Below are 13,159 nucleotides of genomic sequence, written 5' to 3'. Positions count from 1 at the left end.
AGGCATTGATAGTGAACGAACACATAAACGTTGTTGTATATAGATCGGTAAGAATGCTAGGTGTGCTGAATAGGGGGCTTAACACTGTGAAATATGTCATTGGAGTATTCATCCTAGTACTAGCCTTTTTTGTAGTAGGATATTTTATAAAGAAAAAATATTTTAAAGAAATGGACCGGCTGGAAGCTTGGAAAATAGATTTGTTTAATCGTCCAATACTGGATGAAATGTCAAAAGTCAAACAGTTGAATATGACTGGACAGACGGAGGAGCTTTTTGAACAATGGAGAAACCAATGGGACGATGTGGTTACAGTAAAACTGCCGGACCTTGAAGAATTGCTTTTTGATGCAGAAGATTACATAGATCATTACAGATTTAAAAAAGCAAAGGAAGTCCAATTCTTAATTTCCGAAAAACTTCAGGAAACTGAAAAGCAGGTCAATGAGATATTGGAGGAACTTCATGAACTTGTCGGAAGCGAAGAAAAAAACCGTGTAGAAATCGAGGAACTAAAAGAGATCTACCGCGAAACAAAAAAGACACTACTTGCTCATCGTCATAGTTTTGGAAGTGCGGAGAAATACTTGGAAACGGAACTGGCATTTGTAACGGAGAAATTTCATGAATACGAAGAAAAAACAGATCAGGGGAACTACTTGGATGCCCGTGAAGTCGTTTTAATGATTCATGGGAAGCTGGACACGATTAAAAAGAGTATGAATGCTATTCCTCAGTTATTAATTGAATGCCAATCTTTAATCCCTAACCAGCTTGCGGAAGTGCTGGCTGGATTAAGAGAAATGACGGGCCAAGGCTACTATCTAGAGCATATACGGGTAGAGGAAGAAATTAAACGCTTAGAGGAAAAGACAGCAGAAAATTTACGATTAATTGAACAAACGAATATTGACGAAGCTGAAGAAGGTATGGCGGAGGTCAAACAGCGAATTGATGTGCTTTTTGATCTGCTAGAGCAAGAAGTGCATGCCAAACATTTTATTATGAAAAACGAACCACTGACAGAGCAGCTGCTTGCCTCGGCGGGGGAAGAAAATCATCAGTTATCGAATGAAGTGCAGTATTTGCAGGAAAGCTATCAATTATCCGATGAGGATTTAGACTTGCTAGCAAGTATAGACATGGAGCTTACTACGGTATATAAACGCTATGAAATATTAGTGGAAAAACTAAAGCTTAATACAACGCCTCAAACCGTGATTAGTGAAGAATTGGCAGAAATAAAGGAACAGTTGGATGTAGTCCGCGAGGGGCAGGATACCTTTGCCCAAAAGTTGCAGGCTCTTCGAAAAGATGAACTGGAGGCCAGGGAAAGGGTCAAAGAGCTGACCAAAAAAGTTGGCGAAACGGTTCGCCATGTATCGAAAAGTAATGTGCCTGGTTTACCGGAGGATTACCAATATTTGATTGAGGATACAAATGAAAGTATCCAAAACGTACGATTACAATTGGAAGAAAAGCCACTAAATATAGCTGCCCTTAACCAATATTTGGAGATCGCCGTGTTAACTGTTGAGAAGCTTGTTAATTCCACAATTGATTTAATTGAAAATGCGGCATTAGCAGAGAAAGCCATCCAGTACGGAAATCGCTACCGCAGCAAATTTTCATCAGTAGCCAAAGGATTGGCCGAAGCGGAAAATGCATTTAGAAGATATGATTATCAAGAGGCGCTTGAGCAGGCAGCAGCATCATTGGACAGCGTCGACCCACAAGCATTAAAGAAGATTAAAGCTACAATTGAAACGGAATAGTGATAAATAAGAAGAAACCGATTCGACCATAATGAGGTTAATTGGTTTCTTCTTTTCTTTTTCAATTAGCAAAGTTGTGATAAGATTTATTTCTGGTGTATGTACGGCTTTAAAAAGAAAGGTGAAGGTTTCATGATTTATTTTGACAACAGTGCAACAACGAAACCATATAGGGAAGTATTAGATTCTTATGTTAAGGTTGCGGGTGAATATTACGGTAATCCTTCTTCACTCCACAGTTACGGCGGACAAGCAGAAAAACTGCTGTCACATGCGAGAGAACAAATCGCTAAGCTATTAGGTGTAAAGGCTTCAGAGATTTACTTTACATCAGGCGGCACTGAGAGCAACAATTTGGCTATAAAAGGGACCGCACTTACTTATCACAACAGAGGACGTCATATCATTACTACAAGCGTGGAACATCCATCGGTGAGTGACGCGATGGAACAGCTTGAATTACAGGGTTTTGAAATAACTTATCTCCCAGTGGATGAAGCGGGAAGAATATCCGTTAGTGCTGTAGAGCGAGCCATCCGTAAAGATACAATTCTTGTTTCCGTTATGCATGTAAATAATGAGGTTGGGACAATTCAACCGATAAAGGAAATCGGAACCATGCTAAGCAGATATCCTTCAATCTTATATCATGTAGATGCTGTTCAAGCGGTGGGAAAGGTGCCAATCCATATTGCGGAAAATCACATTGACCTTCTGTCCATTTCTGGCCATAAATTCCATGGCTTAAAAGGAACGGGAGCATTGTTTCTTCGGGAAGGGGTCCGGCTTACACCGTTATTTAACGGAGGACAGCAAGAAAAGAACATTCGAAGTGGAACTGAAAACGTTCCTGGTGTAGTAGCAATGGCAAAAGCACTCAGACTCACGATGAATAAAAGTGAAACTGGTATTGCTGAAATGAGGAACATACAAAGACTTCTTAGATCAGGTCTTAGTTGCATAGAAGACATCCAAATTAACACTCCTATCGAAAATGCAGCACCACATATTCTCAATTTTTCATTAAGAGGAATACGATCAGAAGTGTTCATCCATTCCTTGGAGCAACAAGGCATCTATGTATCCACCACTAGTGCCTGTTCGTCAAAAAGGAAGTCAGCAAGCAAGACACTACTGGCAATGGGAGTATCTGAGGAATTAGCTGAAAGCGGCATCCGCATCAGTTTATCCCTAGAGAATAATGAAGATGAGGCAAGGATTGTTCTAGAAGCAATTAAGAAAACTGTAAACCAATTAAGGAAGGTTATGAAACCATGAACTATGATCGTATTTTAATCCGATATGGGGAAATCTCTACAAAGGGTAGAAATCGCAAAAAGTTTGTCGATAAGCTCCGCAAAAGTGTCAGAATTGCCCTTTCACCATTTCCCAATGTAAAAATAGAAGCGAGCCATGACCGGATGTATGTTTTATTAAATGGAGAAAATGGAATAGAAATCATCGAAAAATTAAAACATATATTTGGGATTCAGTCGTTTAGCCCAGCAATTAAAGTGCGTAAAGACATGGATGAGCTAAAACAATCATCACTAGATTTAGTGTCATCACTATATCGTGAGGGCCAGACCTTTAAAGTGACCACTAAACGTTCTGATAAAACATTTGAGTTGAATACAGATGAAACTAATCATACGATTGGCGGACATTTGTTGCAAAACATCCCGGGAATTAAAGTGGATGTTAAACATCCAGATATCAATTTACGGGTAGAAGTAAGGAAGGAAGCTATTTACTTGTCTTGCCAAACCATACAAGGTGCAGGTGGATTGCCGCTGGGATCGAGCGGTAAAGCCATGTTAATGTTGTCCGGAGGGATTGACAGCCCAGTAGCTGGCTTTTTATCGATGAAGCGGGGATTAGAGATAGAAGCTGTTCACTTCTTCAGCCCGCCGTTTACTAGCGAAAGAGCAAAGGAAAAGGTTATTGACCTAACAAAAAAATTAGCAGGGATATATGGTTCCTCCGTCACCTTGCATATCGTTCCGTTTACCGAAGTTCAGCAAGCAATCCGTGATCAGGTGCCTGAAAATTACACCATGACTTCGACTAGAAGAATGATGCTCCGCATTACCGATGCACTGCGAAATAAACGAGAAGCACTTGCAATTATAACGGGAGAAAGCCTTGGACAGGTGGCGAGCCAAACACTCGAAAGTATGTTTGCCATCAACGAAGTGACAAATACTCCGATCATTCGTCCCTTGATTTCAATGGACAAAAACGATATTATAAAAATCGCTCATTCGATTGATACGCTTGAGATTTCTAATCGGCCCTATGAAGACTGCTGTACCATTTTTGTACCAGCATCACCAAAAACAAGGCCAAAAAGAGAAAAAGTTATACAATACGAAAGCTTCTTTGATTTTGAACCACTCATTCAAGAGGCTGTAGAAAAAGTGGAGACGATGGTTATTCAACCGAATCGTGAACATCATCAGGAATTTGAAGATTTATTTTAACTGTTTAAATATGAAATTTTTGTGAACAATTACCAATAGATAAAAAGAATGAACGATTGTTTTTCTACACATTCTATACTCACAAGGAGGTGAGTATAGATGGCAAACAACAACAGCTCAAATCAACTTTTAGTATCTGGTGCTCAACAAGCTCTTGATCAAATGAAATATGAAATTGCTCAAGAATTTGGTGTTAACCTTGGTGCAGACACAACTTCTCGCGCTAACGGTTCTGTTGGTGGAGAAATCACTAAGCGCCTAGTATCTATGGCTGAATCACAATTAGGCGGCGGCTTTACTCGATAATCAAACAATTCAATATAATGGCTACAGAGAGGGTGAGATACAAATTCTCACTCTCTCTTTTTTTGCCAAGGATATGTTAAACATTGTTGGTAATTTCCTCTCGTATTGGTTTACATAAATCAACCTTGTCCCTCACCCTATACTTTGCCAAAAGAAAAGAATGGGTTTATAATTAGTATCAGGTATTAATACTTAATGTAATATTCTTGTAATAAAATAGGGGGAGTAAAGATGAACCGGGAAGAATTAATTGCACCGGAAAGATATAATCTTGTGTCTGAAATGGAGCGATTTGCTAAAGATCCAAACAAATTAGCGCTAAAATGGGAGAACGATTTAGGGGAAACGAAGCAAGCTACCTACGAGCAACTGTTAAAACAGGCTAATCGAGCTGCAAACGTATTTAAACAACACGGATTAAAACAAGGTGATGTTGTTCTTGTCATGGTCCCCCGCCTAATTGAAGCCTATATTGTTTATTTGGCAGCATTAAAAGCGGGAATGGTTGTCATTCCATGTTCCGAAATGTTGAGGGAAAAAGATTTACAGTACCGTATTACCCATGGTGACGTCAAAGCCGTCATCAGTTATTATCCATATGTCGACCAATTTAAAAATATCGTAGGGACTCAACCTATTCTTAGATTCACCATTGGCGGCCAGGCAGAGAAATGGAACCACCTAGATCATGAAATGGAAACAGCATCTCAAGACTATCCGTTAGCAGATACCCATCGAGATGACATGGCGTTTCTATCGTACACTTCAGGGACAACAGGGAATCCCAAAGGGGTCGTTCACACACATGGGTGGGCTTTTGCCCATTTGCGGACTGCTGCAGCCAAATGGCTCAGTATTAGTGAAACGGATACAGTGTGGGCAACGGCAGGTCCAGGCTGGCAAAAGTGGATTTGGAGTCCGTTTTTGTCGGTGCTTGGTTCAGGAGCAACCGGCTTAGTTTACCATGGCAGGTTTGAACCTAGTAAATACTTAAGCTTGCTGCAGAAATATGATGTTAATGTTTTGTGCTGCACACCGACAGAATACCGGTTAATGGCCAAGGTTGATCATTTGGCAGACTATCAGTTGCCTAACCTTCATAGCGCAGTTTCGGCTGGAGAGCCGCTTAATCGTGAGGTAATTGATATTTTTAGGAAAAACTTCAACATCGACGTACGTGACGGATATGGGCAAACAGAAAATACCTTGCTGGTTGGTGTGACGAAGGGAATGAAATTAAAACCAGGTTCTATGGGTAAGCCTACACCAGGGAATCGGGTGGAAATTATCAATGAAGATGGACAAATTTGTCCTCCAGGAGAAGTCGGAGATATTGCTGTGCATGTTAAAACACCGGCATTATTTAAAAATTATTATAAAGATCCTGAGCGAACGGCTAAACAATTCCGTGGAGATTATTATGTTACCGGTGATAGAGCCAGAAAAGATGAAGAAGGCTACTTCTGGTTTGAAGGCAGAAGCGATGATATTATTATTAGCTCGGGGTATACGATTGGGCCGTTTGAAGTGGAAGACGCATTAGTCAAACATCCATATGTAAAGGAATGTGCTGTAGTCGCAAGTCCGGATGAAATCCGGGGCACGATTGTAAAAGCATTCGTAGTCCTAAAAGACGGGATTGACCCGAACGACTCCGGTTTGACGAAGATGCTGCAAAACCATGTGAAAACTTTAACGGCACCGTATAAGTATCCACGAAAAATTGAATATGTGTCAGAGCTTCCAAAAACAACATCAGGTAAGATTCGCCGAATTGAGCTCCGGCAGAAAGAATATCAAGCACAAAAGAAAAACTAGAAATGATACAGAAGCAGGTATCCGTAAGAGGCATGCCTGCTTTTTTGTGTATTTTAGCTAATTTATGGCTTCTCTGAAAAATACCTAGCATTTGAGCTGTTTAGCGTTATAATGATAATATTATTTCGATACTAGAAAGAATAGGGGATTGGATATTTTGAAAAAAAGTGAAACGCAGCTCGGGGCAATTTATGCAGGGCTTTCCTACTTTCTCTGGGGGTTACTGCCGATTTACTGGAAGCTGTTAAACGATGTCGGCGCCATAGAAATCCTCGCAAACCGGGTGTTTTGGTCATTTATCTTTATGCTAGTTATTGTTCTCCTGACAAGGAAATGGGGTTTATTTATTCGAACCATAAAAGGGTTCGCACAAAATAAAAAGCAATTATATGCCTTGATTCTTGCATCCATTCTAATAAGCATTAATTGGTTTACGTATATTTGGGCTGTGAATAACGGCCATATGATCGAAACCAGCCTTGGCTATTATATTAATCCGCTTGTCAGCATAATTCTAGGAATGTTGGTATTAAAAGAAAAATTATCATTTTATCAATACTTTTCATTTGGTATGGCAGCAATAGGCGTTTTGATTATCACCTTTTCGCATGGCAAGTTCCCATGGATTGCGATTGTTTTGGCACTGTCCTTTGGTTTATACGGGTTGGCAAAAAAGCTGATCAATGTGGATTCGTCTGTAGGACTAACACTGGAAACTTTTGTGGTTACGCCAATTGCGGGAATTTACATGTTGTGGCTGTTCATTAATGGTACAAACTCTTTTACTGCGACAGACTGGACTACCAACCTGTTATTGATGGGGGCCGGTGTTGCCACCGCTGTTCCGCTGCTTTATTTCGCTAAAGGAGCCCAAAAGATACCTTTATCGTTACTCGGATTCCTCCAATATATATCTCCGACCATCACCTTACTGCTGGGGATATTCGTTTATCATGAGCATTTTTCTAAAGTTCAGTTTGTGTCCTTTTTGTTTATATGGCTAGCTCTGATCATTTATTCACTTTCGAAAACCAAGCTGCTGCCGGAAAAAGGATTGAAATGGAGCAAAGGAAACATTTAAAAATAACAGGCTGCCTGCGGGCAGCCTGTTTTACTCTGTTCTGGTTTTATAGAAAACTCCGTTTCACTTTTTCCCAGAACGAGTTGTCTTTTAATTTTAACGTTTTAATTTTACTTTCACTAAGTTTTACCTGTACTTTATCAACAGAACGAATGCTCATGGCCTCATTGTCCATGCCCATCGTTGGATAATCGTTGTCTTCTTCCGCTACCACTTTAAGCATTAGCGTCCGATCTCCTCCTAGGACGAAGGATGACCCGAGAGTACGATAATAGTTGTTATTGACGGAGGCAACTTCGCTAACCTGCATACAGGCAAGAAGCGGATCCACAACGGCGCCATTAACCGATTTATTATATGCGGTGCTTCCGGTTGGTGTTGCCACAATCAACCCATCCCCGCGGAAGGTTTCAAAGTGAAGAGTATCAATAAACACATCAATAACCAGGGTTTTAATAATGGAAGAACGAATGCTGAATTCATTCAAACATTTAAAGGTTCCCTGACCATCAATGGACACTTCAATCACCGGATAGCGGCGGACTTCCAGCAAATCACTTTGCATAGCGGTAATCATATTGGAAGTATCTCCGATTCGAAAATCACAATACATGCTCAAATTGTTGTTGATGGAAATCCCCATATACAGACAATCTTCCCGGAAACCTGTTTTTCTGACTGCCTGAAGGAAGGTGCTGTCATCTCCGATACTTGCAATAATATTCGCCTGCCGATAATCATTGACTATGGTAAAACCATACTTCTCTGTTGCCTCATATAAAGGGGCAGTCTTGGCAAGCATGTCCTCATCACGTTTATGAAAATAATATACGTTACGACGCTCTTCCATTTATGTACCTCCCAAAAAAGAAAAATTTTCCCATCCTAAATTTAACTTCTGATAAAATAAGGTTAGTCTTAAATTAGTTTAACACTTTATTGAAACAATATGGAAGAGAAGACTAGAATTTAACACCTAAGGGGGATTAAGTGTGAGTGGGAAACGGTGGGCTGCTCTTGGCATTGCAGCGGCATTATTTATTGCATCTGTATTGATCAATTTGTTATCTGCTTTTGCTTTTAAAGGACTTGAAACGGATTTTACTGAGCTAATGGCGGCTACGGAGAATCCTTTTACAGAAGAAGTAGTAAAAGAGGGAAGCGAATTAAAAAGAATTGCCATTTTAGATGTAGACGGCGTAATCCAGGATACTGGGAAAACCGATACGTTATTGCAAAGTTCCGGCTATAATCATCAAACGTTTTTAAAAAAGCTCAAAGCGATAAAAAGAAGATGATACGATAAAAGGGGTCATTGTCAGAGTCAATTCTCCGGGTGGAGGCGTCGTAGAGAGTGCGGAAATTCATGACCAATTAAAGGAACTACAAGAAAAATCTAAAAAGCCTGTATACATATCCATGGGGGCAATGGCTGCCTCTGGAGGCTACTATATTTCGACTGCTGCTCAAAAAATTTACGCTAGTCCTGAAACCATGACGGGAAGCCTTGGTGTCATCATGGAGGGAATTAACTATAAAGGGCTAGCTGATAAATACGGAGTGGATTTCGTTACCATTAAAAGTGGCAAATATAAAGATATCATGAGCCCAACAAGGGAAATGACAGAGGACGAACGGCAGATCCTGCAGAAAATGATTGATAATTCTTATGAAGGATTTGTGAAGGTAATATCTGAAGGTCGACATATGAGTATCGACCAGGTTAAGCAAATTGCTGATGGACGTGTGTATGACGGTCGTCAGGCAAAGGAATTAAATTTAATAGATGGTTTTGGTTATTTGGATGATGTGATTGCGGAAATGGAAAAAAACGAAAAGCTAAAAGGAGCATCAGTTATCCGATATACAGACGATCTTGGAATCGGTTCTTTATTTCAAATGCAGGCAAAAAAATGGATGGGGGAAACCCAGGAAACAGCTGGCTTAATGAAGCTATTATCACAGCCTAATTCACCCCGACTTATGTATCTTTACGCGGAATAGGGGGGGAAATAATGGAACAAACGGAAAATCAAAATCATCTGGTTGATTTGCCGGAAAATCAACATGCTGCCGGCAATTTGGAGCCAATGGAACTGAACCAGCTGGAATCACAGGGAGACGCTAACCCTGAGCGGCATTCTGCCAATTCTGCCTCAATTCGATACGCTGGATTTTGGATGAGATTTTGGGCGTATCTCTTGGATTTAGTAGTGATTGGAAGTATTGAACGTATTTTAGTTAATCCACTATTCCGAATGCTGGATATATCCTTATCGGAATTTAATATGTTTGCCCCTGTCTCGATTGCTTCGGCGGTAATCTTTTATTTATATTTTGTTTTAATGACCAAGTTTTTTAATCAAACCATAGGAAAAATGGTTTTTGGGATGAAAGTGATTGACCTGAAGCATGAAAAATTAACATGGGGAACGGTATTATTTAGGGAATGGATTGGCCGATTTATTTCAACGACGGTCATTATTGGATATATGATTGTCGCCTTCCTCCCGAAAAAGCAAGGACTTCACGACTTGTTTACGGACACTACTGTTATTCATATTGAACGATAGCAAGTAAAACCTATTAACACATGTTGATAGGTTTATTTTTTTGCATAGAGGGAAAAATAGCTGGCGAAGAGGAGGTTAACCAATTTGTTTTGGCTGGGTATCGTTCTGCTGGTTCTTATTGGATTATTCGTCATTATTATTTTTACTAAATTAACGATACTTGTAAATTACCACCATCAGAACGATGATGACCATTTAAAGGTCGAATTTCGAATATGGTTGGGTTTAATCAAATATAAGCTGGATGTCCCGCTTGTAAAAGTGGATGAGGACTCACCAAGTGTAGTAGTAAAAACCAATACGTACGCAGGTGATTCACCTGACGGAGCTTCTGATGGCAACGTCGAGGAATACACAAAAAAAGATATAAAATCCTACTTAAAAAACAGGCAACTATTAAGACAGCAGATTTTTAAACTAAATGTGATAATGAAAAAGTTTCTAAGAAAAGTAAGCGTAAAGAAATTCGAATGGCAGTCATTAATCGGGGTGGGAGATGCAGCACATACCGGTGTCATTTCTGGGGCACTTTGGTCCGTAAAAGGAGGGATTATTGGCCTGGTCAGTCATTATTTAAATTTGAAGGCTGCTCCGCAACTTTCGATTACTCCCCATTTTCAAGCATCTGTTTTTCATACAAGAATCTCATGTATTTTTCAATTCCGTATCGGGCATGCTATTTTAGCAGGCCTAAAACTGATTAAATTCTGGAAGGGCGGGAAACTGCCATCCAAAGACAAAACAGGGTTTTCAAATGAAAAAAACAAATCGGTATAAAATAGGAGGATGCTGCTATGTCTGATCACCCAATTCAAGGCTTGATGACCACGGCGATGGAGAGCCTGAAGGAAATGATCGATGTGAATACGATTATTGGCGATCCTGTTGAAACGCCAGATGGTAGTGTGATTTTAACAGTCTCAAAGGTTGGCTTTGGATTTGCTGCCGGGGGTAGTGAGTTTAAAATGGATGCTGCCGGAGGGCAGGACAAAAGCCAAGGTGAAAACAAAGGACAACCACAGCTGCCGTTTGGCGGAGGTAGCGGTGCTGGTGTTTCTATTACCCCAATTGCTTTTTTAATTGTAAATGGGCAGGGTGTTAAAATGCTTCATCTTGATGAGAGTACCCATATTTATGAGAAGATTTTAGAACTTGCACCGCAGGCAGTGGATAAAATCCAACAAATGTTCTCTAAAAAAGATGAAGGTAAACAGCAAAATGGTTCAAAGGGATCGGAATCCTCCAACCAACAAAAGAAGGATGATTTCGATATATAACCAGAAAGGTTAATCTTCCCTAAGGGAGGTTAACTTTTTTCTTGGATAATAAGGGAACAGTGAAGAATGCTGCTCATAAGAGTCTTAATAATTGCAAAAGTATTTCTGACAGGATATAGTAACACTGTACATATTTTTACGGATTCGGTTCTATTTAGGGAACCAGATTCGCGTCATTCGATAAAGGGGGATGTAATAAACATGGCAAATGTAACTTTTAAAGGCGGTCCTGTTACTCTATTAGGTAATGAGGTAAAGGTAGGGGATAAAGCTCCTAATTTTACCGTACTAGCTAATGACTTATCTGAAGTGACATTGGAAAATACAAAGGGACAAGTTCGCTTAATCACATCCGTTCCATCACTTGATACAGGTGTTTGTGATGCGGAAACACGCCGCTTCAATGAAGAAGCTGCAGGTTTAGGCAATGTAAAGGTACTTACAGTAAGTGTGGACCTTCCATTTGCTCAAAAACGCTGGTGTGCAGCAGCGGGGATTGAAAATGTACAAACTTTATCTGACCACCGTGATCTTTCATTTGGTGAAGCATACGGTGTGGCAATTAAAGAATTGCGGTTATTAACACGCGCTGTTTTCGTAGTTGATTCTTCTGACACAGTGACTTACGTGGAATACGTTAGCGAAGCTACCAATCATCCAAATTATGAAGCAGCTCTTGAAGCAGCTAAAAGTGCAAAGTAAAATTAACCTGTAATTTACGAATCTTCAGTTACAGTTGCCTGAATAGGCGAATTTACGTTTAATGAAAGGCCTCGTTACCATAGCGGGGCCTTTCATACGTATCTAGCTATGCTGCATGAAATTGAAAAAAGGAATGAGACAAAGAATGGCGATATCTTCAATAGAACAATTATTTACACTATTTAATGAGACAGCACAGATTTTACAAGAAGAATTAGACTGTTCTTTTTTGGAGGCTCTGTCTGAGACAGGGGAAAATATCTTTCAAGACACGATCCTGCAAGAAGAGCTAAGCGAAATAACGGAGAAACGCTTAAAAAAACAATATGAATCCTTGCAGTTAGATTTATTCAGTAAGGAAGAGATTCGTAAGGCATTTCAACTCGTTACATTAAAGGGGATGAAAGAGAATATTCAACCTAATCATCAAATGACACCTGATTCGGTTGGTATGCTTGTCGCCTATTTGGTAGAAAAATTTATGGAGCCACAATCATTCCGCTTGCTAGATCCTGCAGTGGGTACGGGGAACCTGTTAATGACCGTGTTAAATCATCTTCAGAGGGATGTCATGGGCATCGGTGTCGATATAGACGATTTACTAATTAAACTAGCTTATGTGAATGCCAATCTCCAGGAGCAGCCTGTTCAATTGTTCAATCAGGACAGTCTAGAGCCATTATTCATTGATCCTGTGGACGCAGTCATCGCTGATTTGCCTGTTGGTTACTATCCGAATGATCTGAGGGCAGCCGACTATCAGTTGAAAGCGGAAAAAGGCCATTCATACGCCCATCACTTATTTATAGAACAAAGTGTACGACATACAAAGTCTGGTGGGTATTTGTTTCTTATTGTTCCTAATGGACTTTTCGAAAGTGAACAGGCTGGCGCGCTGCACGAATTTATTAAAGAAAAATTAATCATTCAAGGTTTACTGCAGCTGCCTTCAAATATGTTTAAAAATAAACAGGCCGCAAAAAGCATCTTAATACTGCAAAAACAAGGAGCGGAAATAAAACCGCCAAAACAGGTTTTGTTAGTAAATCTGCCTAGTCTATCAAACCGACAGGAAATGGATAAAATGATGATCAAATTGAATCAATGGATGAAAGAAAACAAAGGATGACATTGGCTGCCTAGT

The 13,159-nt window shown here is 40.0% G+C and carries 12 protein-coding genes and 1 pseudogene; 12 read left to right on the top strand and 1 reads right to left on the bottom strand.

Translation table 11 applies throughout. The features are described 5' to 3' along the window. Nucleotides 1-86 precede the first annotated feature (86 nt). The 6 genes from ezrA (at nucleotide 87) to rarD (ending at nucleotide 7,463) form a co-directional block, all read left to right on the top strand. Nucleotides 87-1,775, top strand: coding sequence for a septation ring formation regulator EzrA (gene ezrA / locus BN2425_RS12305; RefSeq protein ID WP_042459728.1), 1,689 nt, complete (start codon nucleotides 87-89; stop codon nucleotides 1,773-1,775). Between the two features lie 132 nt (nucleotides 1,776-1,907). Next, on the top strand, nucleotides 1,908-3,053 hold the full coding sequence (locus BN2425_RS12300; protein WP_042459725.1) for a cysteine desulfurase family protein: 1,146 nt from the start codon (nucleotides 1,908-1,910) through the stop codon (nucleotides 3,051-3,053). Beyond that, the gene (thiI, locus tag BN2425_RS12295) at nucleotides 3,050-4,258 is read left to right on the top strand and encodes a tRNA uracil 4-sulfurtransferase ThiI (protein ID WP_042459722.1); all 1,209 of its coding nucleotides are present in this window, start codon (nucleotides 3,050-3,052) and stop codon (nucleotides 4,256-4,258) included. Before BN2425_RS12300 ends, thiI begins: the two co-directional genes overlap by 4 nt. A gap of 99 nt (nucleotides 4,259-4,357) precedes the next feature. Continuing rightward, entirely contained in the window at nucleotides 4,358-4,564 is a 207-nt protein-coding gene (locus BN2425_RS12290) for an alpha/beta-type small acid-soluble spore protein (RefSeq protein ID WP_042459719.1), read from the top strand. 231 nt (nucleotides 4,565-4,795) lie between these two features. Next, nucleotides 4,796-6,382 (top strand): acyl-CoA synthetase MbcS, encoded by a 1,587-nt coding sequence (gene mbcS / locus BN2425_RS12285; protein ID WP_042459716.1) that lies wholly within the window; start codon nucleotides 4,796-4,798, stop codon nucleotides 6,380-6,382. A gap of 157 nt (nucleotides 6,383-6,539) precedes the next feature. Next, nucleotides 6,540-7,463: an EamA family transporter RarD gene (gene rarD, locus BN2425_RS12280; RefSeq protein WP_042459714.1), complete on the top strand. Its 924-nt coding sequence runs from the start codon at nucleotides 6,540-6,542 to the stop codon at nucleotides 7,461-7,463. A gap of 46 nt (nucleotides 7,464-7,509) precedes the next feature. Here the strand turns inward: rarD and BN2425_RS12275 are convergent, their stop codons facing one another. Beyond that, nucleotides 7,510-8,313 carry an NAD kinase gene (locus BN2425_RS12275; protein ID WP_042459711.1) on the bottom strand — a complete coding sequence of 268 codons (804 nt, stop codon included), beginning with the start codon at nucleotides 8,311-8,313 and terminating at the stop codon, nucleotides 7,510-7,512. A gap of 142 nt (nucleotides 8,314-8,455) precedes the next feature. Between BN2425_RS12275 and sppA the strand changes: the two are divergent. The 6 genes and pseudogenes from sppA to BN2425_RS12245 all read left to right on the top strand — a co-directional run bounded on the left by sppA (nucleotide 8,456) and on the right by BN2425_RS12245 (nucleotide 13,144). After that, nucleotides 8,456-9,467 (top strand): annotated as a pseudogene (gene sppA, locus BN2425_RS12270) (signal peptide peptidase SppA). Nucleotides 9,468-9,478: 11 nt separating this feature from the next. Further along, on the top strand, nucleotides 9,479-10,036 hold the full coding sequence (locus BN2425_RS12265) for an RDD family protein (protein ID WP_081798060.1): 558 nt from the start codon (nucleotides 9,479-9,481) through the stop codon (nucleotides 10,034-10,036). An 84-nt stretch (nucleotides 10,037-10,120) separates the two neighbouring features. Continuing rightward, nucleotides 10,121-10,813, top strand: coding sequence for a DUF2953 domain-containing protein (locus BN2425_RS12260; protein ID WP_042459708.1), 693 nt, complete (start codon nucleotides 10,121-10,123; stop codon nucleotides 10,811-10,813). A 17-nt stretch (nucleotides 10,814-10,830) separates the two neighbouring features. Further along, nucleotides 10,831-11,313 carry a GerW family sporulation protein gene (gene ytfJ, locus BN2425_RS12255; RefSeq protein WP_042459705.1) on the top strand — a complete coding sequence of 161 codons (483 nt, stop codon included), beginning with the start codon at nucleotides 10,831-10,833 and terminating at the stop codon, nucleotides 11,311-11,313. A gap of 201 nt (nucleotides 11,314-11,514) precedes the next feature. Next, nucleotides 11,515-12,015, top strand: coding sequence for a thiol peroxidase (gene tpx / locus BN2425_RS12250; protein WP_042459702.1), 501 nt, complete (start codon nucleotides 11,515-11,517; stop codon nucleotides 12,013-12,015). Nucleotides 12,016-12,160: 145 nt separating this feature from the next. Then, on the top strand, nucleotides 12,161-13,144 hold the full coding sequence (locus BN2425_RS12245) for a class I SAM-dependent methyltransferase (RefSeq protein WP_042459701.1): 984 nt from the start codon (nucleotides 12,161-12,163) through the stop codon (nucleotides 13,142-13,144). The last annotated feature ends 15 nt before the right edge of the window (nucleotides 13,145-13,159 follow it).

The organism is Neobacillus dielmonensis, assembly GCF_000612665.1.
Classification (GTDB): Bacteria; Bacillota; Bacilli; order Bacillales; family Cytobacillaceae; genus Neobacillus; species Neobacillus dielmonensis.
The sequence above is the reverse complement of the archived record's forward strand: the minus strand, read 5'-3'. Positions and strand labels throughout refer to the sequence as shown.